The sequence below is a fragment of the Vibrio sp. TRT 1302 genome (genome assembly GCF_050113875.1).
Lineage (GTDB): Bacteria > Pseudomonadota > Gammaproteobacteria > Enterobacterales > Vibrionaceae > Vibrio.
In genome coordinates, this window is the sequence record NZ_JBNJOF010000012.1 from 27,605 (window position 1) to 49,418 (window position 21,814).

The following is a 21,814-nucleotide window of genomic DNA, read 5'->3' on the forward strand; positions in this document are numbered from 1 at the left end:
TCTTTTGCGTAACATTCCCAAAATAGGCATTTGGGTCGCGATATTTATCGCGACCTTTGTTATTTCTGCCTTAGGAGCATTGTTGGTCAATGCGCCAACTCTCGATGTGAGTCATGTTTGGAGCGATCCTTACTATCGTCATGTCACCAAGTTCAGCTTCTACCAGTCATTCCTTTCGACCGTGATCAGCGTGGGTTTGGCGATTCCTGTGGCGCACGCGCTATCGCGTCGACAGTTCCCTGGCAAAGCGTTATTACTCAAACTGTTTGCGACCACGCTCGTTTTACCTGTGCTGGTTGGTGTTTTTGGGCTACTGGCTATTTATGGTAATAGCGGTTTAGTGGCTCAGTTATTTGCCAGTTTAGACAGCAAACTTCCATTTTCGATTTATGGATTGAATGGCATTTTGCTTGCCCATGTGTTCTTTAATCTTCCTTACGCAACCCGTCTGTTATTACAAGCTTTAGATTCGATTCCTCAGCAACAGCATAAGCTTTGTGCTCACCTCGGGATGGGGCACTGGGACAAATTTCGTTGGGTTGAATGGCCCCGTATACGACAACAGCTCCCACATGTCAGTGGTTTGGTCTTTATGCTCTGCTTTACTAGTTTTGCAACAGTAATGGCATTAGGGGGAGGCCCAAAATCAACCACTATTGAGCTTGCCATTTATCAAGCGATTAAATTTGATTTCGACCTACAGGCCGGTGCTCTGCTGGCGATCTGGCAGATGATGCTGTGTGGTGTTATGGCTTTGGCTATTCAACGCTTAGCTAAACCCATGGCGGTGACGCCAGGTACCCAGTCTAGATACGTCTATCTAAGTAAAGACACTCGGGTATCTAAGTGTTGGGACTGGGGGTGGATATGTGCTGCGATGTTACTTGTTTTGCCTCCGTTACTGATGGTGGTGTTGAGTGGTCTCAATCAGCAGGCGCTAGTAGTATTTAGCGATGGCCGCTTTTGGTTGGCGTTATGGGCATCGGTAAAAGTTGCAACGCTGGCTAGCTTTGTCGCGGTGATAGCGGGTGTCTCGATACTGATTACTAGCCGTAGGTTAAGGCTCAATAAACGGGAAAAGAGCGCGGATCATATAGAGTTGATCGGGACGATTATTCTTGTCACACCTGGGCTAGTGATTTCAACAGGTGTGTTTCTATTACTGCGCAGTTTCACCGATGTGTTTAGCCTTGCGTTTTTTGTTGTTGTAGCGGTGAATGCCTTGATGGGGCTGCCTTATGTGATAAAAACATTAGCTCAGCCGATGCTGCATATAGAACAGCAATACCAATATGTGTGTGCCAGTCTAGGAATGAAAGGGTGGCAACGTTTTCGGGTTGTCGAATGGAAAGCGCTCAAGAAGCCGCTCTCCCATGCATTTGCAATTAGCTTTATGTTTGCCATCGGTGATCTAAGCGCGATTGCCTTGTTTGGTAGTCAAGAATTTCGCACGCTACCACTCTATCTTTTCCAACTACTTGGTAGCTATCAAATGGACGCTGCGGCGGTAGTCTCCTTAACGTTATTAATGCTCAGTGTCGGTTGTTTTACTGTGATTGAGAAACTGCTTAAAGCGAATTCAAAGGTAAATTATGTTAGCGCTGACTAAAGTCGATTATTACTACCATAATGAGTTGTTTCATTTTGATGTGAGTGTCGCACAAGGTTCTATTGTGGCTTTGATGGGGCCTAGTGGTGCAGGTAAATCGACACTGTTGGCCTTAGTTGCGGGCTTTATTGAGCCTAGCAGTGGGCGGATTGAAGTAAACGGTGTCAATCTTGTGGGGCAAGAACCTCACCAACGTCCTTTTGCTATGTTGTTTCAAGAACATAACTTATTTGCTCATTTAACGGTAAGGCAGAATATTGCATTGGGCTTACATCCCGGCTTGAAATTGACTGCTGAGCAGAATAGACAGGTGGAACAAGCGGCTAAGCAAGTTGGCGTTGAGGAGTATCTTGAACGTCTACCGGAGCAACTCTCTGGTGGTCAACGTCAGCGAGTTGCGTTGGCTCGTAGCTTCGTCCAGCCTCATCCTATCTGGTTACTTGATGAACCTTTTTCAGCTCTCGACCCGATTCTACGAGAGGAAATGCTGGAACTGGTTAAAACGTTAGCAAAAGAGCGACAAATCACCGTATTGATGGTGACTCATCATATTAGTGATGCCAGAGCAATCGGTAGTGATTTTATCTATGTTGCTAATGGCAAAGTGGAAGTGACGGGCAAGATAACGGAGTTATCCTCACAGCATCAAAATGTATCGTTTAGTGATTTTGTTAGAGCAGGGGAATAGCTCTAACAAAAAGGCCGATGGATGACATCGGCCTTTAGAGTGCGTTTAATTGAAGAGGCTAATTAGCTCGCCGCTTCATTTAATGCTTTTAACATTTGAAAAATTTCGCGAGATGCCTTTGGTGGTTTATTCGCTGATTTTTCTTTAGTTGCCTGACGCGCTAGCTGACGAAGACGCTGACGATCCGCCTCTGGATAAAGTTCTACTGCATCATTGATAGCAGCATCACCTTTCTCGATGATACGGTCGCGCAACAGCTCAAGTTTGTGTAACTCTGCGGTTGCTTGAGAGTGTTTGTTTCGTACTTTATCCAATGCAGCTTGTAGCGGCTCTGGATCTTCTAAACGCATCAGTCTACCAATGTACTGAAGCTGACGACGACGAGCTTCGTTTTTAAAACGTTGCGCGTCTTTGATTGCGTCTGCAAGGTCTTCACTGAGTGGAAATTTTTCAAGCACCGAAGGTTTCAGGCTAACGAGTTCTTCACCCAACTTTTGAAGCTCGTCCATATCGCGTTTCATTTCGGTTTTACTAACCCAAATGATCTCTTCTTCCTCTTCCCATGGCGCTTTTTGATTCTTACGTGCCATCTTTCTGCCTTATTTGAACATCTATTTCTCTATTTTAACAAGAATCGTGGGGAGAAAGCGAAATTCTTGTTATTCTAATAGCAATTGATTTTGAGAAATTAAGTAAATATGGACGTAAGACAGCAAGTTGCTCAACAAAGAGTTGAGCTAGAAGCAGCAGTGGCAAAAGCGCTGGAAATGGCAGCAGAGAAATCTGATGCTGCAGAAGTGGCCATAAGCAAGACGACGGGCTTGAGTGTATCGACTCGTATGTGCGAAGTGGAGAACGTCGAGTTTAATAGTGATGGCGCTCTCGGTATTACGGTATATCGCAATCAACGAAAAGGCAGTGCATCAACATCTGACTTGAGTGAAAAGGCGATTCAACAAACCGTACTTGCTGCGCTTGATATTGCTCAGTACACATCGGTAGATCCGTATGCAGGGCCAGCGCCTAAAGAGTTGATGGTTAAGGAAATACCAGATCTTGATTTGTTCCACCCTGATACGCCTGATCCTGATGTTGCTGCTCAAATCGCGATTGCTGCTGAGCGACAGGCTTTGTCTTACAGCGATAAGATTAAACAGAGTGATGGTGCAAGCTATGACAGCCACTATGGCTTGAAAGTTTATGGTAACAGCCACGGCCTATTGGCAAGTTATGCATCTAGCCGACACAGTACGAGCTGCTGTGTGATTGGTCAGGGGCGTAATGGCGAAATGGAACGTGATTACAGCTATACCGTCGCTCGCCATAAAGATGATTTATGGACGCCAGAAGTGGTTGGACAGAAAGCGGCGGAGAAAACGGTCAGCCGTCTCGATGCACAAAAACTGAAAACAGGTAAATACCCAGTTATGTTCGCTGCTGACGTTGCTACTGGATTGCTAGGGCATCTCGTGATGGCGATCAGTGGAGGCAATCTTTACCGTAAATCGTCATTCTTACTTGATCATCTTGGCAAACAGATTCTTCCTGAGTGGTTTAGTGTCTCGGAGCGCCCTCACGTTCTTCGAGGTCTTGCCTCGACGCCATTCGATAGTGAAGGGGTTTTCACTCAAGATCTTGAAATCATTACCGATGGTGTACTTGCAACATATCTTCTTACTAGTTATGCAGCACGTAAGATGAACATGACACCGACAGGCCATGCTGGTGGCATCCATAACTGGTTTGTAAAATCGACAGGTCAGAACTTCGAGCAAATGCTGAAAAAGCTAGGCACGGGGTTATTGGTCACCGAAGTAATGGGTCAAGGCGTGAATGTTGTCACTGGAGATTACTCTCGAGGCGCTGCGGGTTTCTGGGTTGAAAACGGTGAAATTCAATATCCTGTGTCTGAAATCACCATTGCGAGCAACTTGAAAGAGATGTTTAACCAGATTGTTGCGGTGGGCAATGATGTTGAAACTCGCTCCCAAATCCAGACTGGGTCTATCTTGCTTGAATCGATGAAAGTCGCGGGCGAATAAGGTAAAGCTTTGAGCTTGAAGGGTTGGTACCGTGTGCCAACCCTTCAACATTTTCTCGCTACTTTTCAAACAACTCCGCATGTAGTTTTTGAATGGCGAGACGTGATACGGATTCGTTGACCAAGAAACATAAATTGTGCGGGCTGGCGCCGTAACAAATCATTCGTAGGTTCAAGTCCTCCAAAGTACCAAATACCTGCTTCGCGTAACCTTTACTTTCACTCATGTTATTGCCGATCAGAGCGACGACACTGAGATTATGCTCAACCTCTACACTACAAAGCTCTTCCAGTTCCAGACGCGCTGATTCGGGTAATTGTGGTGCGCCACCCGATGTTCCCGTTTGATCTAGAGTTAGGGAAACACTGATCTCTGATGTCGTGATGAGATCGACAGATACCTTATGCTTTGCCAGTATTTCGAATACTTTTGCCAAAAAGCCGTACGCGTGGAACATTTGTGCACTGCGCAGCGTGACCATGGTTTGGTTGCTGCGCAAAGCCAATGCGCGGAATAGTGGTGAGCTTTCGACTTGATGACGTATCCAAGTGCCGCCCTTCTCTGGCTCTTTCGATGAACCGACGAAAACAGGGATATCGTGGCGCAAAGCTGGTACAAGTGTTGATGGGTGCAGGATCTTGGCACCAAAGTTTGCCATCTCTGAAGCTTCACTAAAACTGATCTCTGGGATTGGCGATGCTTTTGGCGCGATTCGTGGATCAGTGGTGTAAATACCTGGAACGTCTGTCCAGATTTCCAGTCCTGATGCCTCTACGGCTTCGGCAATCAGTGCCGCACTGTAGTCACTGCCACCTCGGCCTAATGTCGTGGTGTTACCTTCGTCATCGGAACCGATAAAGCCTTGTGTGATCACAACAAAATCTTGGCATAGAGGAACGAGCAACTGTTTCGCTAATGCGCTGATCTGTTCCAATACTGGTTCTGCTTTTCCAAAATGGCTGTCTGTACGAAGAACATCACGAATATCAAAACGAACCGCATTGATGCCGCGTTCTTTCATCAGTTGGGTCAGCAGATGTGTTGACATCAGCTCACCACAAGCCACAAGGTGGTCGGTAAGTTTGTGGCTAGATTGAATAGAGGCCGCTTCAGCCAAGCTAGTAATCGTATCGAGGATTGAATAAACCTCAGCCGCAGTCTGAGTTGCGTCTTCTAGTTGGTTTAGAATGGCGTCGTGAATTTCAGCGAGTTCACTAAGAACTTGATTGCGTCGAGTTTGGTCTTGAACGCCGTTGGCAAGTTCAACTAATAGGTTAGTCACACCAGAACACGCGCTGCTTACAACGAGTTTGGTGTTTGGATTGCTTTCGATAATTGCAGCACAGCGGCTCATCGCCTCAAAGTTAGCGACACTTGTCCCACCAAATTTAGCTACATTAAAACTGCTCACAGCATTTCTCCCAAGGCTTCCTGAAATAAAAAATTTTGGTAGCTATACCAACATCCAATGTTTTGCTTTGATGAAGAGATTCGAGCGAAAGAGAGGTCTATATTTGAATGATTTACCTCAGAAGCTCATCATCAGACAGGGCTGATGACAGTTGCAGGGATTCAACCCTAACAACCGATAGACCCAAACCGACAATTTGAATCCATCTCGGCACTGCTCCCCCTCAAAGCGTTGTATTGGAGTTGTGGCTCCACAACACATCTACCTGGGCAGTGCTCCTCTTCTGCAAAATAATTTGCTATGTGGCATAAATATCCACCACATAGTCTGCATTGAACGTGTTTCTGTGAGTTATGTCAATGACTATCTGTAACTTTATGGCATTTATAATTTAACAAACTTGTGACACTGGTTTGACCTCACGACTTTGGGCTAATTGTCGCAGAGCCAGAATTGGATTAAGGTGGTTTGATGAGTAAAGATAGAACGAAAAATATAATTCAAAAGGAGCTGCCAATGACGATTCAAAGTTTTATTCCTCCCCACCGTATTCTTATGGGCCCTGGCCCTTCAGATATCTCACCACAAGTTTTACAAGCCTTGAGTCGTCCAACCGTTGGGCATTTAGATCCATTGTTTGTCGCGATGATGGACGAGCTTAAATCACTACTTAAATATGCATTTCAGACGGAAAATGAGTTTACCATTGCAGTCTCTGCGCCGGGCAGCGCGGGAATGGAAGCCTGTTTTGTTAACTTAATCGAAGCTGGCGAGAAAGTGATTGTTTGCCGAAATGGTGTGTTTGGCGAACGTATGCGTGAAAACGTTATTCGTGCTGGTGGTGTCGTCGAAGTGGTCGATGATGAATGGGGGGCACCTGTATCTATCGATAAAGTCGAGCAGGCATTGAAAGCAAACCCTGATGCTAAGGTGCTAGCGTTTGTTCATGCAGAAACTTCCACTGGAGCATGCAGTGATGCAGAAGCTTTGGGTAAGCTCGCTAAGCAATATGGCGTGCTAACTATTGTTGATGCAGTGACTTCACTTGGTGGCGTGCCACTTAAAGTGGATGAGTGGCAGCTTGATGCTGTGTATTCGGGAAGTCAGAAGTGTCTTTCATGTGTGCCTGGATTGTCTCCCGTGACTTTTTCACCAGCAGCTATTGAGAAGATTCAGTCACGTACGACGCCAGTGCAAAGTTGGTTCCTTGATCAAAGCTTAGTGTTGGGCTATTGGAGCGGAGAAGGTAAACGCAGTTACCATCATACAGCGCCAGTAAATAGCTTGTATGCACTTCATGAAGCATTGTTGATCCTGAAAAATGAAGGGTTGGAAGCTGCATGGGCTCGTCACCGTGCTATGCATGAAAAGTTGAAACAAGGCTTAGAAAAGCTTGGCTTTGAATTTGTCGTAGAGGAAGCCTCTCGCCTTCCTCAGCTCAACGCAATCTATGTTCCTCAAGGCATTGATGAGGCAAAAATTCGCGCCCACCTTCTAGACACCTACAATTTAGAGATTGGTGCCGGTCTAGGTGCTTTGGCTGGCAAAGCATGGCGCATTGGTTTGATGGGCTATGGGGCTCGTGCCGAGAATGTGGCTCTGTGTTTACGAGCACTTGAAGAGGCTCTTACTCAGTAACAGCCCTCTCTATTTAAGGCGACCGCGGGTCGCCTTTTTTATTGGGGCAGGTTTGTTGAGTCTGCTTTTAGTGCATCTATGTCTGGTGGAATATAGTGAACTTCGGAGAAATCTATGTCGGGGAACAAAAACTGAGCTTCGCTACGAATTTGCTCTGCTTTGATCGCTTCCCCTAAGCCCAAATATGCCAAGATGAGGTTGTTGTAAAAAGCAGGTCTAGGTTTGTCTCGAATGATTTTCAGTGACCAGTCAACATAAGCTTGAATGAGTTCATCTTGCTGCGTCATCAAACCAATATTGAGAAACGTGCTGTAGATGTCCCAGTCATATCTGTCTTGCCACACCACTGTGTTAGATACCTGATTAAGAATATCAGGGTTCTTTGGTTGAGAACGCTCAAAACCAGTAAGCACATAATTGGTATGAAGCGTAGTGGTTAAGTAAAACCCAGAGACGATGGGCATGACCAGACTTAAAACACGCAGCGTGCTTTGGGAGATGATACTCAACGAAGCTTGTCGATAGCGACACGCGCGTTGATCAACCCAGTAGAGCAGAATGATGAATGTGATCCAGTGAATCGCCGAGTGATAAAAAGGGTATTCCAGCTGACTGTGCAACACTATGGGCACGAATAGGGCAAACATAGCTAAACGAGTCCCTTTCTTCGCCTGATATAGGCGTGCCAGAACGAAGACGGCAGCAAGAAGAATCGCAAGTAGCGGCAACAAGCCCCCCTCAACACCCCAATACAAGAGTTCGTTATGTGGGTGATCCATTGAAGCTAACCCAGGCTTATAGCTGAGATTGAGTTGATGCTGGCGGGCGGTGTAAACAAGATATTCAGGCTCGAATCGACCGTAGCCGTAGCCAGTAAATGGCTTCTCAATCAGCATGTCCAATGCTTGTGGGAAAGTATATTGTCTTTGGCTTTGCAGATGCATTTTTTCAAGAGCAATTGGCTCTTGTTCTGATGGGATCGTCAAAGAACTAAATCCTAGGCCTACCCCGAATAAAATAGATACAGTCCAACCTATAAATCGCTTTTTAGTTGCAAAGCGATAAACATAAGGCAGAACCAGCAGCGTTGATAAAAGCGCAGCTAACCATCCTGTACGTGAACCAAGCACGATAAGCAGCGGCACGCAAAGTAGCGGCATGAGACAGAGTAACGTTACTTCGCTAATGTGGCGTTGGTATTTGGTTGGCTGGCGAGTGAGTAAATAGCCTGAGAGAGCTAAGCCTGTAGCAAGGAAGCTCGCCATCACATTGGGTTGCTGAAAAATCCCATATGGACGATTTATTTCGGTGTCATAGCCGAAAATATTGCCCGGTTGTAGAAGAAAAAATTGAGCCCAACCGAACAGGGATTCAATAAAAACAGCAATCGTAATAAACCAGAGTAAACGTTGTTTCTGCTTATTACTGAATCGAAACTGTTGCAGGACAAAAAAGAGTAAGAAACCAGCCCAAAGCCCCGCTAACCTAATGGCGACGAGAGCCGGCTTAGACCCTGCATAAAGGATGGGCACAGTCATCATTACACAGCAAATAAATAAGCCAATAGTGAGCTTGTTGTATCTTAGGTAGCCCGTAGTGCCTAATTGGTATAAACCGATAGCGAGGGAAACACTGATAGCCAGCCAAGTTGTTGCGTTGAAGGACAAGGCGAGGCCTGAACCACCAGGATTCGGCATATAAAAATGCATAGCCACGAGAAATACAAATCCTAGCGATACTAGGAAAGGCTTGATTAATGGGAGTTTAGGCGCCTTGATCTCAAGTTCTGTCCCTGTTACGTGTACCGTCGCCATAAATCATAACACCTCAAATAAATAGACCAGTGATGCAAGGTCACTGGTCTATCAATCTCACAATTAGTGATTATTTTAACATAGGTTTTAGGAATCTAGCAGTATGAGAGCCTTCGATAAGTGCCACATCTTCTGGTGTCCCTGTGGCGATAATTTCACCACCACCTTGACCACCTTCAGGACCGAGGTCAACAATCCAGTCGGCGGTCTTGATGACGTCTAGGTTGTGTTCGATGACAACCACTGTGTTGCCATGGTCACGTAAACGGTGCAATACATTCAGCAGTTGCTGAATGTCATGGAAATGAAGGCCTGTCGTTGGCTCATCGAGAATGTAGAGCGTTTTTCCCGTATCTCGCTTCGACAGTTCACGTGCCAGTTTGACTCGCTGAGCCTCGCCGCCAGATAAAGTGGTGGCAGCTTGTCCTAAACGGATGTAGGAGAGTCCCACATCCATCAAGGTTTGTAGCTTACGGGCGATAACCGGAACCGGATCGAAGAACTTGCGAGCATCCTCAACCGTCATCTCCAGTGCTTCATCAATGGTTTTTCCTTTATAGCGCACTTCTAATGTTTCTCGGTTATAACGTTTCCCTTTACACACATCACATGGAACATAGACATCTGGAAGGAAGTGCATTTCAACTTTAATTACCCCATCTCCCTGGCACGCTTCGCAGCGACCTCCTCGCACGTTAAAGCTGAAGCGTCCTGGTTTATAACCGCGAGCACGTGATTCTTGAGTACCAGCGAATAGCTCACGTATTGGCGTAAAAATCCCAGTGTAAGTCGCTGGATTTGAACGAGGGGTTCGTCCGATAGGGCTTTGGTCAATATCAATCACCTTATCAAAATGCTCTAACCCTTTTATTTTTTTGTATGGAGCAGGGGTTGCAGTCGTTGCTCCATTGAGTTGCGTATGAGCAATTTTAAAGAAGGTGTCGTTAATCAGGGTCGATTTACCTGAACCCGAAACCCCAGTGATACAGCTAAATAGACCCACCGGAATTTCTAGAGAAACGTCTTTCAGATTGTTACCCGATGCGCCAATCAACTCGACAACTTTTTTCGGGTCTCTTGGGGTACGAGTTTGAGGTAGCGCAATCTGTTTAGCACCACTAAGGTACTGACCAGTCAAAGAATCTGGGTTGGCAAGGATTTGCTCCATGGTACCTTCTGCCACTACGTTACCACCATGAACGCCTGCCCCTGGACCTATGTCTATGACGTGGTCAGCCATGCGGATAGCATCTTCGTCATGCTCGACAACTAATACGGTATTTCCTAGGTCGCGCAGATGTGTGAGCGTTTTAAGCAGGCGTTCATTATCTCGCTGATGTAGACCAATTGAAGGTTCATCAAGAACATACATGACGCCCACAAGCCCAGCGCCAATTTGGCTAGCAAGTCGAATACGCTGTGCTTCTCCCCCTGAAAGCGTTTCCGCACTGCGGGATAAGTTGAGGTAATTCAGTCCGACATTCACAAGGAATTGTAGACGGTCGTTAATCTCTTTCATTACCTTATCGGCGATTTGTGCTCTTTGCCCTGACAGGGTTAGACCTGCGAAGAACTCCACTGCTTCAGCAATACTTAACTCAACGATTTCGGGGAGGGTGGTATCACCAATAAATATATTGCGGGCTTCCAGTCTTAGGCGGCTACCATCACAACTTGAACATGTTTTTGTCGAAATGTATTTCGCCAGATCTTCACGGACTGCATTCGATTCAGTATCACGATAGCGACGTTCAAGGGTATTGAGAATGCCCTCAAACGGATGACGCTTCACGCGAATATCACCACGATCATTGATGTACTTAAATTCGACTTCAGTTCTACCTGAGCCCGTTAAAATAATGTCCCGGGTCTTTTTCGGCAGAGAATTAAACGGTGCGTGCAGATCGAACCCATAGTGATCTGCAAGTGATGAAAGCATCTGGAAGTAATAGTAGTTTTTCTGATCCCAACCGCGAATAGCGCCCTGAGCCAAACTTAATGAATCATCAACAATGACTCGAGCTGGGTCGAAATATTGCTGTACACCTAAACCATCACAGGTACCACACGCGCCAGCTGGGTTATTGAATGAGAACAAGCGTGGTTCAAGCTCTTGCATGCTATAGCCACAGTGTGGGCAGGCAAAGTTAGCTGAAAAGACAATTTCCTCACCGTCTCCATCCATTGAAGTAACCACTGCAATGCCGCCAGAGAGTTCAAGGGTAGTTTCGAACGATTCAGCCAGTCGTTGCTGAAGATCATCACGGACTTTAAAGCGGTCTACGACTACTTCAATGGTGTGTTTTTTATGCAGCTCAAGGGTCGGAGGATCGGAAAGATCACAGGTTTCTCCATCGATACGAGCCCTGATAAAACCTTGTGCCGCCAAATTCTCCAGTGTCTTGACGTGTTCGCCTTTACGTTCTTTGACGATAGGAGCGAGTAGCATCATTTTTGAGCCAGTAGGAAGTTCTAAAACCTTGTCCACCATCTGAGAGACGGTCTGTGCCGTTAGAGGCGCTTTATGCTCTGGGCAGCGAGGTTCACCTACTCGCGCGTAAAGGAGTCGAAGGTAATCATAGACTTCCGTAATCGTACCTACGGTAGAGCGCGGGTTATGTGACGTTGATTTTTGCTCAATCGATATCGCAGGAGATAGTCCTTCGATGTGGTCGACATCGGGCTTTTCCATCAGGGATAAGAACTGACGAGCGTACGCAGAGAGTGACTCGACATATCGACGCTGACCTTCTGCATAGAGTGTATCGAAAGCTAAAGATGACTTACCGGAACCAGAGAGACCAGTAATCACAATCAACTTGTCACGTGGAATCGTTAGGTTAATGTTTTTTAGGTTATGGGTGCGGGCACCACGGATTTCAATCTGGTCCATCTTGATTACTCTATGCAAAAACAAGTCGGCTAAGTATTACATAGAGTGAGAAATGTGCAAAGAAAATACTGGATAAAAAAACAGTAACAAAAAGGCAGCTACCGATAGCTGCCTTAATCTTTGTCACAGTTGGGTTATACGTCTTCTTTGGTGGTATGTTGCTTACCAAGTTCAGACTTTTTTGTGTCTTTCAGATAAAGATTCTCAAAACAGTAATTCGTTGCTTCGATGTAACCCTCAACGCTTCCGCAATCGAATCGTTGACCTTTGAATTTGTATGCCAGAACACAACCTGCTTTGGCCTGTTTAAGCAAGGCATCGGTGATTTGGATCTCGCCACCTTTGCCAGGCTCGGTATTTTCAATCAGCTCAAAAATATCGGGCGTAAGAATATAACGGCCAATGATGGCTAAATTACTTGGTGCTGTTCCTGGCTCAGGTTTTTCAACCATGTCATCAACTCTGAAAATGTCGTCTTTGATCATTTCACCGGAAATCACACCATACTTGTGAGTTTCGCTTTCTGGCACTTCCTGAACGGCAACGATAGAACAGCGGAACTGCTTGAATAGGGCGACCATTTGAGCGAGAACACCTTCTTGTTCATTGACACACAGGTCATCGGCGAGCACGACGGCAAAGGGTTCGTCACCAACCAGTTCTTTGCCAGTAAGGATGGCATGGCCAAGGCCTTTCATCTCACGTTGACGAATGTAAGTAAAGTTGGCGGTTTCAATAATGTCACGAATATCGATCAATAAATCTTCTTTATTGGTGCCGCTGATCTGATGTTCTAGCTCATAGTTTTTATCAAAGTGATCCATGATGGAGTGTTTGCCACGTCCAGTGACGATGCACATTCCATTAATACCAGCTTGGATTGCTTCCTCGACACCATATTCAATCAGTGGTTTATTGACCACTGGCATCATTTCTTTTGGCATTGATTTCGTTGCTGGTAGAAAGCGTGTGCCGTAACCGGCGGCAGGGAAAAGACACTTCTTGATCATGATTAAACCTTTCCATTTTTCTACTGAATTCCTGACTGGCGCAACAATACCATGCTTTAACTGAATAGATAATGAATACGCCAGTATTCGTATTGAATTCGTATTAACTATGTGACTCAGGAGTTGGGATTCATATGTTGTCTAGCCCACGAAGCGGCCTGAGCACGATTTTTTACACACAATTTTTTGAAGATCTTTTGCAGATGAGACTTGACGGTAAATTCACTAATAAACATATCTTCAGCAATTTGTATGTTAGACGCTCCAGAGATCAGACAGCGCAAAATTTGCAGCTCACGAATCGTAAGATCAACCGTTGCGGGCGCGGTCTGACTGTCGACGACACTACGATAATAATAGAGTAGCTGTGCACATACTTTACTTGGCAAGCAATTCTCGCCATTGATGATATCTTTGCAGCGTTTGGCGATGTACTCGATAGAATCCTGTTGATAGAAGAGACCTTTAAGGTGACCAAAAGCAAGAACTTCATCGGTTGAAAGCGGATGTGTCACATTGAAAACGATCGTTTCAAATGACTTATCGGCTAGTGGAAGATTGCGAATCTGGCTTTTGAGTCTGGTATAAGCGTAGTGATCAATTAATAAAATTCGGTGCTTGTGCTGTTGAAGTGCGATGAGCAGATCATTAGGTTGCATTCGAGGTATGGTCAATTCTAACTGTTGCTCAAGCTTATCAATAAATGGATTGGCGGCATTGACGTCTTCAGATAAAAAGTGAATGGTTCTGGTATATATTTTTTTGTTCATTTTTTAAATCCTGTGTGTTTGCATTAGTGCACACATAGATTGCTGCAACGAGACCATCAGTGCGAATCGAGGTGTGCAGTTTGCGTTAAAATTCATGACAAAAAGTAATTTATGAATTACTCAGGAGAAGGAGAGCTGAAGTGGGGTCTAAAAAAAGACTTAGAGTTGTTTGACTTAGAGCGACGACGATACATTGTCAGTCGAGGAATTTGTCCCGAGCGTAAAGCGTGTTATCCTATTGCGCTATTTATCTATCATTACCAATTTAGACGGAGCGAAACATGGCTAGCCGTGGAGTTAACAAAGTTATTTTAGTAGGTAATCTGGGTTCAGACCCAGAAATACGTTACATGCCTAGCGGCGGTGCAGTAGCAAATATCACTATCGCAACGTCTGAATCGTGGCGCGATAAGGCGACTGGCGAGCAGCGTGAGAAAACGGAATGGCACCGTGTTTCGTTATTTGGCAAACTTGCGGAAGTAGCGGGTGAGTATCTTCGCAAAGGTTCTCAAGTTTATGTTGAAGGTCAACTTCAGACGCGTAAATGGCAAGATCAAAATGGTCAAGACCGTTACACAACTGAAATCGTTGTTCAGGGCTACAATGGCGTAATGCAAATGCTTGGTGGTCGTGCTCAAGGTGGTGCTCCTGCACAAGGTATGGGTCAATCACAGCCACAACAAGGTGGTTGGGGACAACCGCAGCAACCTGCAATGCAACAACAGCCTGCATATCAGCAACAGTCACAGCCACAACAAGCTCAGCCTCAGTACAATGAGCCACCAATGGATTTTGATGACGACATCCCATTCTAAGTGCTTGTTATTGAAAAAAAGCCGCGCAAGTCGCGGCTTTTTTATATAGTAAATAATATCAAATACGAAATCCCCCTAAGTGCTGGGTAAGGAATGCTAGCTAAGTGACTGTTTATCTATTAGCATCCTGAAAATTTTGAATCATACGCTGAGAAAAGGAATTCTTTATCCATGAGGTACACGCCTACCTTAAAATTGAGTACTCGACTCGTTGCCTTTGTGACTGTCATTGTCACGAGTGCGATGTTTATTCTATTTCTTGGTGGGACGCTGTCGTTTAAACGACTGGGTCAAGAGTATCTAGAGCACTCCTTGAAAGGCATTGTTGAAGTTGTCGATAAAGAGATGGAAGACCCAGATGCGGCCTATTCTCTACAGCGATGGATGCCTAAAATGCTTCAAGCCTCGAACATTGTCGAGATGGAGTTGCACTCGTCTTACGGGGTGATTTATCGATTCAAAGACACAACCTCCAAAATAGACGCCTCTCTGCTATACCAGACTCAATACACTTTGGAGCGCAATGACGGCTATAGCATTCGCTTTAAAGCGGTCCCACCGTATATTGGTTATGGATACTCAATGCAAGCACTGTGGTCGATTACCTTAGCTGTTGCACTGATCGTCTTCTGTCTGCATCGTGGTCTTCAGTGGCTTAAGGATCAACTGCATGGCTCTGAGCTGCTTGAAGAGCGTGGCCGAATGATATTAGCGGGTCGAGTGGAGGAGTATGCGCAAGGCGATGTCAAAGAGTGGCCTTATACTGCCAGTGAAGCACTCGATCGACTTATAGAAGAACTTCAAGATGCGCGTCAGGAGCGAAGTCGTTTTGATACCTTTATCCGCTCGCAGACCTTCTTGGATCAGTTAACGGGGGCGGCCAATCGAGTGCTATTCGATAGTAAATTGGAAGCGGCTTTGTCTGAGCATGGGTCCCATGGTGGCGTTTTGATCATTCGGGTAGATGATTGGGAAGCGATTCAAGTTGAGCAAAGTAAGCAGGTGGCGAACGACTTTCTCATTGAAGTGGGTGAAGGACTGAATAACGTGATACAGAGATATCCAGATGTGATTCTTTCTCGTTACTACAGTTCGGATTTTGCTATTTTTGCGCCTAATTTGTCGACTAAAGAAGTGTCCAATATGGCTGGCCATTGTTTAAAACAGTTAGCCAAACTTGATCCTCCTTCTCCCCTTGAAACCGATAATTGGGTGCATATTGGTGTCAGTATGTACCGTGAGGCAGAGAGCCAAGGGCGAATTATTGATGAAGCTGAAACTGCGTTAAAAAGTGCACAATTACAAGGCATCAATACTTGGAGTCGTTTTCAAAAACACATTGAAGCAGATGAAGAGCGAGGCAGTGTCCGTTGGCGAACGTTATTCGATGTGGTGCTAAAACCTGAGAACCTGTACATATTCTCCCAGCCTTGTTATCTCCTGAACCAACAGCAAGATAAGAAAGTTGACCATTTTGAGCTGTTTGCACGCATTAATGACCCGGATAAGGGAGTGATTAAGGCGTCGCGATTTAATTCAGCAATAGAATCTGTGGGCTACGAAGCTCGACTTGATACGGCGACAATCACAACAATTAGACGCTACCTCGCTCAGTCAAATGATTCAGCAACTTACGCCATCAATTTGCATGTTGTTCCATTTGCCGATCGAGGTTACTTCAAGTGGTTCAGAGATGAACTCCTGCAATTGCCGTCGGAGCAAAGAGCGAGGCTAATATTTGAATTTGCTGAAGCTCGTTTGGTTAAGCATCTGGATTACATGCGTCCAGTGAGCAAGATGATTGCTGGTTTAGGGTGCCAAGTGGCAGTAGGGCAAGCTGGCCGTTCAATCGTCAGTACCCATTACCTTAAAGAGCTACCGGTTAGCTATTTGAAGCTCCATCGAAGTCTCATTAAAAAGATCGATCAGCGGCATGAAAACCAGTTGTTTGTCCGCAGTCTACTGGGTGCATGTGATGGACTTAAAACTCAGGTAATCGCCGTTGGTGTCGATAATAAACAAGAGCATAAAACGATTTTAGATTTGGGCGTGCACGGTATACAGGGTCGCTACTTATGTGCAGAGAAACAGATGCTGCCACTTGAAGCTAGCAGCATGAATGTCAGTCCATCTTCGAACAAAGTACAAGCTGGTCGGCGCAATCGCTGGAGAAGAACATAGAGCAGAATGAACATTCAATCACTGATTAGCAAATTTAAGCGCAGTAACGAAACGGCAAAGCGTCTGAGCGTTGTTGTTCAGCCGAGTGCACTCTATTTTTCATCATTGCCTGGTGTTGAGCTAGCATTATCGGTTCCTTATCAGGGGGCTACGTGGCATGAAACATTATTGGATGCTTTGCGAGATGCGAATGTGTCAGGGGTTGTGCTTGATGTCGTGCTCAACTCCAACCTGTACCAAACCTACCAGATAGAAAAGCCAAGTGTTCCAGAGAACGAACTTGCTGGGGCTTTGCCATTCCTACTCAAAGATCTTGTTAGCGAGCGAGTGACCGATATTGTGGCAGACGCTGTGGCTCTGCCTAACAGCAGTAAACTGCAAGTCTACGTATTTTCGCGTAGTGCAGTAGTCAACTTATATTACGGTCTCAAATCACTCAACATAGAGTTGTCGAGAATTATGGTTGAGGACGAAGTCTGGGGTCATGCGAGTGAGAATAAAAACTTCTTATTACTTCAACGCAGCAGGCAAAGTCAGTTCAGAGTCAGTGCATTTGTTGAGTCGCAATGTGCATTCCAACGTACGATACGAGGCATTGCCTCACCATTGACGGGTGTTGCAAGTAGCCTCTTACAGTTAGATGGTATCGCGCTAGAGTTGCAACGTTCGATTGATTACCTTTCGTCACAGTTACGCAGTGTTTCTTTGCACCAAATGTACATCTGTTGTGATGATGAAGAGCAGCAGCAAATCGTTGACGCTTTAAACGATACGCTTAGTGTCAAAGTCTCACAGCTATCGGAGTTGGGACAGCAATCAGGAGAAATTCTGGTTGGAATCGTTCAAAGTTTACAAAATGCACAGATCAACCTGTTCCCAGAAGATCTCAAAACAAAGAAAGACTATTTCACCCTACGCAATGTTGCTCTCATCTGGGGAGTGTTAAGTGTTTTTCTATTGCTCAGCAGCGCCGCATTGATGTACCAGAAAACTCAGTTAACTCAAGAACTGCAATTATATCGATCACAGGTTGCAGAGTTTGAAAAACAAACCGCGGTGTTGAACCAACGCCTTAGTCAGCATAAACCGACCCCTGCCAAAGTTGCGGCGGTAGCAAGGTTAAAGCTAGAAATAGAAGCGAAGCGAAACTCTCTCAAAGCGGTCAGTGAGTTTGATGAAACACAGCAAGTCGGTTATTCCGGTGTGATGCGTTCTTTGGCGGCTTTAGGTCGCAACGATATTTCGTTGAGTGAGATCTCGATTGATGCCGCCACGCTTGATCTGGTTGGTTTAGCCAGAAATCCCCAAGCGATCCCTAATTGGGTCAATCAATTCAAATCTGAGTTAGACCTCGTAGGGAGGACGTTTGAAAAACTCAAAATAGGTCGCAATGAACAAGGCATTATCACGTTTGAACTAAAGACGACTCAGGAGAGCGAATAATGCAGCAGTATTGGCAACAGTGGCAAGACAAGTTTGCTCAGTTAAGTCAGCGGGAGAAGTGGCTGGTCGCTCTATGTGGCGTCGTGGTGTTTGGACTAGGAATATATGTTGTATTGGTTGAGCCGATCTTAAAAAACAATCAAGCGGTGATGAAACAGATCACTGCCACTAAGCTCGATGCACAACGTTTAGAAGCCGACATATTATTAATGACGGCTAAACTTAAAAAGGATCCAGACCAAGAACTCAATCTGGAGTTCAAGCGTTTGATGTCTGAAAGCCAGAGTCTATCTGAGCAACTTGCAGAGATCGTTGAGAATCTGATTTCACCGAGCGAAATGGCGCTACTGCTAGAAGATGTCTTATCAGGGACAAAAGGTTTAAAGCTGGTCGCGCTCGAATCAATGCAAGCTGAGCCAATAGTAAGTAATGAACAATCTGAAACCCTGTCCAGTTACTACTTACATCCAGTCAGACTCGAAGTGACGGGGAACTATTTCGCCATCGTTGAGTATTTAGAAACGCTAGAAAACTTACCGATGAAATACTACTGGCGAAGCTTTCGATATACGGTTGAAGCGTATCCTGAAGCCCGTTTAGTTCTTGAAGTGTATACCCTAGGTTCCAGACAGGAGTTTATTGGTGGATAGAAAGTGGCTGTTTGCAGTATTCATGCTCATTTCAACGACTGTTTGGTCAGCACAAGATCCTACAGCGCCTCTGGGTTGGGAAGCTCAACGGCCGACGGGTGAGAAACCGAAGCAAAAGGTGCGTCCACCCCTACCAGAGCTTCAAGCTATCGTCTGTTCTGGTGAGCAACATTGTCTGGCGACTCTTTCTGGTCAGGTAAGGGGGATGGGTGAAAAAATTAATGGCTACCGAATTAATCAAGTTCAGTCAGATGCTGTCATTTTGTCTCTCGGTGAACAGCAATGGAAATTAGAACTCTTTTCTATGGAAATTAAACAGTAAGGTCAGTGGAAACATATGCGTAAACTCGCTATCGCAATTACGATTACATCTATATTGGCTGGTTGCTCCATGGGACATCGCGATCCGATAGAAGCGAAAAGCACTCTCAATCAAGCGATCAATGAGCAAAATAGCCGCAGCCTTGAAACTCTGCCGCCTTCTGTTGAGGCTGACTTGATGCCGGAACTTGCCAATGACGACATGACAGAAAACAAGACCATAAAACGTTTTCGAATCAAGGCCAATGGCGTCGAAGCAAAAGCTTTTTTTACCAGCTTGGTTAAAGGAACGGAATTTAGCGCCGCTATCCACCCCAAGGTGACAGGCTCTATCACAGTTAATCTGAGTGATGTTTCTCTTGATGAAGTGTTATCTGTAGTTCAAGACATGTATGGCTACGAAGTCACTAAGTCAGGTAACGTAATTCAGGTTTATCCTGCGGGGTTACGAACGGTCACTATTCCGGTTGATTACTTACAGTTCAAGCGTTCTGGTCGTTCACTTACCTCGATTTCAACCGGTACGATTACGAATACCGATAACAGTTCGTCGAACAACTCATCCAATTCTAATTCAAACTCGAACTCGAACTCATCTAGCAGTAACTCGACTAACTCTAACTCTACTCGAGGTGGGACGGAGATTGAAACGACTAACGAAAGTGATTTTTGGCCTCAGTTAGAAAGTGCGGTTTCACAACTTATTGGTTCTGGCAATGGACAAGGTGTTGTGGTGAGCCCTCAGGCGAGCGTGATTACCGTCAGAGCTTATCCTGATGAGATTAGAGAAATTCGTAACTTCTTAATGGTCTCCCAGCAACGTATGCACCGACAAGTTATTTTGGAAGCAAAGATTTTGGAAGTGACCTTGAGTGATGGCTATCAACAAGGAATAAACTGGTCGAAAGCCTTTACATCAAACGGGACGAATTACACTTTAGGTCAAGGCTCCACGGTCAAAGACTCGAATGGTTTGCCTTTACCTCTGCCTGGCTTAGATGCGATAGGCACCTTGTTAGGCGGTCAGTCTAATTTAGTTATTTCGAGCGGTAGTTTTGAAGCTGTATTGAGCTTTATGGCAACTCAAGGTGATCTGAATGTTCTTTCAAGCCCTCGGGTGACGGCCTCAAACAATCAGAAAGCGGTTATCAAGGTAGGTACGGACAGTTATTTTGTCACTGATTTCTCTGCCAATACGGATTCGAACAGTTCGACATCGAATACCACAACAGACATAGAGCTAACGCCTTTCTTCTCCGGTATTTCGTTAGATGTTACGCCGCAGATAGATGACCAAGGTAATGTGTTATTGCACGTTCATCCTGCTGTGATTGATGTGACTCAAGAGCAGAAAGAAATTGATTACGGTTCGAGACGCCTAACCTTGCCGTTAGCAACAAGCTCGATTCGTGAATCTGATTCGGTGATTCGTGCTCAAGATGGCGATGTCGTAGTAATTGGTGGCTTAATGAAGTCGAACACGGTTGAGCAAGTGTCAAAAGTGCCATTTTTAGGTGATGTACCTGCATTAGGGCATCTGTTCCGCAATACGACTCAACTGACGCAAAAAACCGAATTGGTGATTCTTTTGAAACCATCAGTCGTTGGTATCAACACTTGGCAAAAAGAGCTGGAACGTTCTAGAGATTTGCTGCAAGAGTGGTTCCCTGACGGGCAGTAGTATATATGTACCTCGAACACTTTGGTTTTGAGCACTTGCCGTTTCATCTCACGCCAGACACAGAATTGTTTTTGGGGTTAGAGCCTCATTATGAGGCGATTCAGACAGTCATGGCGGCATTAGCCATGGGGGAAGGGCTAATCAAAGTGACAGGGGAAGTGGGCACAGGTAAAACCATGATATGTCGAGTCATGGCAAAGCTGTTTGAACCCCATATCCAATTGGTATTTGTCCCTAATCCCGCTTTGGATGGAGAGCAGTTGCGAGCGGCGGTCGCCAGTGAACTGGGTATCGATAATAGTGAGTCTGCATCGATTGTTGATGATATTCAGGGGCGTCTGATTGAGTTGACGGCGCAAGGTAAGCAGGTCGTTGTCTTGATTGATGAAGCACAAGCGCTTAGTGATGATGCTTTGGAAGTGTTGAGGTTGTTCGGCAATCTAGAAACTGAACGGTGTAAGCTGTTGCAAACGGTACTATTTGGTCAGCCTGAACTAGATGAACGTCTGTCGCAGCATCACTTACGTCAGTTTCGCCAGCGTATTACTTTTAGTGCTCAGTTACGCGGACTGACTCTTGACGAGACCGTTGCTTACATTGATAACCGACTAAGCAAAGTCGGTGGTCAAACTTGTCTATTTTCTCTCAATCATAAGAAGGCGATATGGCGAGCAAGCAAAGGTTATCCAAGATTGATTAATCAAATCTGCCATAAAGCACTGCTGTTGGCTTGCAGTCAACAGCTAGCGATTGTCACTAATCGACAATTATTTGCTGCCATTCATGACACTTATGACAGTTGTAAACCTAAATTTAAGAGCCCGCTATTGTGGGGGTGGAGTTAAATC

The 21,814-nt window shown here is 45.4% G+C and carries 17 protein-coding genes and 1 riboswitch; of the genes, 11 read left to right on the plus strand and 6 right to left on the minus strand.

Annotation, left to right across the window (positions count from 1 at the left end):
• The first annotated feature begins 4 nt into the window (after window positions 1–4).
• Together thiP and thiQ are read left to right on the plus strand one after the other, a co-directional pair.
• Complete coding sequence (thiP, locus tag ACQEXP_RS14135) at window positions 5–1,609, plus strand: thiamine/thiamine pyrophosphate ABC transporter permease ThiP (protein WP_426970551.1); 1,605 nt, start codon at window positions 5–7, stop codon at window positions 1,607–1,609.
• A complete protein-coding gene (gene thiQ, locus ACQEXP_RS14140; RefSeq protein ID WP_269377931.1) occupies window positions 1,593–2,297 on the plus strand; it encodes a thiamine ABC transporter ATP-binding protein in 705 nt (234 codons plus the stop codon). The genes thiP and thiQ overlap by 17 nt, the downstream gene beginning before the upstream one ends.
• 62 nt (window positions 2,298–2,359) lie before the next feature.
• On the opposite strand, the gene yjgA is transcribed toward thiQ, so the two are convergent.
• On the minus strand, window positions 2,360–2,887 hold the full coding sequence (yjgA, locus tag ACQEXP_RS14145) for a ribosome biogenesis factor YjgA (RefSeq protein ID WP_426970553.1): 528 nt from the start codon (window positions 2,885–2,887) through the stop codon (window positions 2,360–2,362).
• A 108-nt stretch (window positions 2,888–2,995) separates the two neighbouring features.
• Here yjgA and pmbA point away from each other — a divergent pair, with 108 nt between their 5' ends.
• The gene (pmbA, locus tag ACQEXP_RS14150) at window positions 2,996–4,339 is read left to right on the plus strand and encodes a metalloprotease PmbA (protein ID WP_426970555.1); all 1,344 of its coding nucleotides are present in this window, start codon (window positions 2,996–2,998) and stop codon (window positions 4,337–4,339) included.
• A 58-nt stretch (window positions 4,340–4,397) separates the two neighbouring features.
• Here the strand turns inward: pmbA and lysC are convergent, their stop codons facing one another.
• Window positions 4,398–5,750 carry a lysine-sensitive aspartokinase 3 gene (lysC, locus tag ACQEXP_RS14155; protein ID WP_426970557.1) on the minus strand — a complete coding sequence of 451 codons (1,353 nt, stop codon included), beginning with the start codon at window positions 5,748–5,750 and terminating at the stop codon, window positions 4,398–4,400.
• 113 nt (window positions 5,751–5,863) lie between these two features.
• A riboswitch (Lysine riboswitch) is annotated at window positions 5,864–6,041 on the minus strand.
• A gap of 225 nt (window positions 6,042–6,266) precedes the next feature.
• On the opposite strand from lysC, the gene ACQEXP_RS14160 reads away from it, so the two are divergent.
• On the plus strand, window positions 6,267–7,388 hold the full coding sequence (locus ACQEXP_RS14160) for a pyridoxal-phosphate-dependent aminotransferase family protein (RefSeq protein ID WP_426970558.1): 1,122 nt from the start codon (window positions 6,267–6,269) through the stop codon (window positions 7,386–7,388).
• Window positions 7,389–7,426: 38 nt separating this feature from the next.
• On the opposite strand, the gene ACQEXP_RS14165 is transcribed toward ACQEXP_RS14160, so the two are convergent.
• The 4 genes from ACQEXP_RS14165 to ACQEXP_RS14180 all read right to left on the minus strand — a co-directional run bounded on the left by ACQEXP_RS14165 (window position 7,427) and on the right by ACQEXP_RS14180 (window position 13,875).
• A complete protein-coding gene (locus ACQEXP_RS14165; RefSeq protein ID WP_426970560.1) occupies window positions 7,427–9,202 on the minus strand; it encodes a PglL family O-oligosaccharyltransferase in 1,776 nt (591 codons plus the stop codon).
• 70 nt (window positions 9,203–9,272) lie between these two features.
• On the minus strand, window positions 9,273–12,095 hold the full coding sequence (uvrA, locus tag ACQEXP_RS14170) for an excinuclease ABC subunit UvrA (RefSeq protein WP_426970562.1): 2,823 nt from the start codon (window positions 12,093–12,095) through the stop codon (window positions 9,273–9,275).
• A gap of 134 nt (window positions 12,096–12,229) precedes the next feature.
• Window positions 12,230–13,105, minus strand: coding sequence for a UTP--glucose-1-phosphate uridylyltransferase GalU (gene galU, locus ACQEXP_RS14175; RefSeq protein WP_269377938.1), 876 nt, complete (start codon window positions 13,103–13,105; stop codon window positions 12,230–12,232).
• Window positions 13,106–13,221: 116 nt separating this feature from the next.
• Window positions 13,222–13,875: a LuxR C-terminal-related transcriptional regulator gene (locus ACQEXP_RS14180; protein WP_426970564.1), complete on the minus strand. Its 654-nt coding sequence runs from the start codon at window positions 13,873–13,875 to the stop codon at window positions 13,222–13,224.
• 281 nt (window positions 13,876–14,156) lie between these two features.
• Between ACQEXP_RS14180 and ACQEXP_RS14185 the strand changes: the two genes are divergently transcribed.
• The 7 genes from ACQEXP_RS14185 (at window position 14,157) to ACQEXP_RS14215 (ending at window position 21,811) form a co-directional block, all read left to right on the plus strand.
• On the plus strand, window positions 14,157–14,690 hold the full coding sequence (locus ACQEXP_RS14185; protein ID WP_269377940.1) for a single-stranded DNA-binding protein: 534 nt from the start codon (window positions 14,157–14,159) through the stop codon (window positions 14,688–14,690).
• 171 nt (window positions 14,691–14,861) lie between these two features.
• Window positions 14,862–16,871: an RNase E specificity factor CsrD gene (csrD, locus tag ACQEXP_RS14190; protein ID WP_426970566.1), complete on the plus strand. Its 2,010-nt coding sequence runs from the start codon at window positions 14,862–14,864 to the stop codon at window positions 16,869–16,871.
• Between the two features lie 6 nt (window positions 16,872–16,877).
• Window positions 16,878–18,314: an MSHA biogenesis protein MshI gene (locus ACQEXP_RS14195; protein WP_426970568.1), complete on the plus strand. Its 1,437-nt coding sequence runs from the start codon at window positions 16,878–16,880 to the stop codon at window positions 18,312–18,314.
• Window positions 18,314–18,964, plus strand: coding sequence for a type II secretion system protein GspM (gene gspM / locus ACQEXP_RS14200; RefSeq protein ID WP_426970570.1), 651 nt, complete (start codon window positions 18,314–18,316; stop codon window positions 18,962–18,964). Before ACQEXP_RS14195 ends, gspM begins: the two co-directional genes overlap by 1 nt.
• Entirely contained in the window at window positions 18,957–19,286 is a 330-nt protein-coding gene (locus tag ACQEXP_RS14205) for an MSHA biogenesis protein MshK (protein ID WP_426970572.1), read from the plus strand. The genes gspM and ACQEXP_RS14205 overlap by 8 nt, the downstream gene beginning before the upstream one ends.
• A gap of 15 nt (window positions 19,287–19,301) precedes the next feature.
• Window positions 19,302–20,966 carry a pilus (MSHA type) biogenesis protein MshL gene (gene mshL, locus ACQEXP_RS14210; protein WP_426970574.1) on the plus strand — a complete coding sequence of 555 codons (1,665 nt, stop codon included), beginning with the start codon at window positions 19,302–19,304 and terminating at the stop codon, window positions 20,964–20,966.
• A 5-nt stretch (window positions 20,967–20,971) separates the two neighbouring features.
• Window positions 20,972–21,811 carry an ExeA family protein gene (locus ACQEXP_RS14215; protein ID WP_426970576.1) on the plus strand — a complete coding sequence of 280 codons (840 nt, stop codon included), beginning with the start codon at window positions 20,972–20,974 and terminating at the stop codon, window positions 21,809–21,811.
• Window positions 21,812–21,814: the final 3 nt, after the last annotated feature.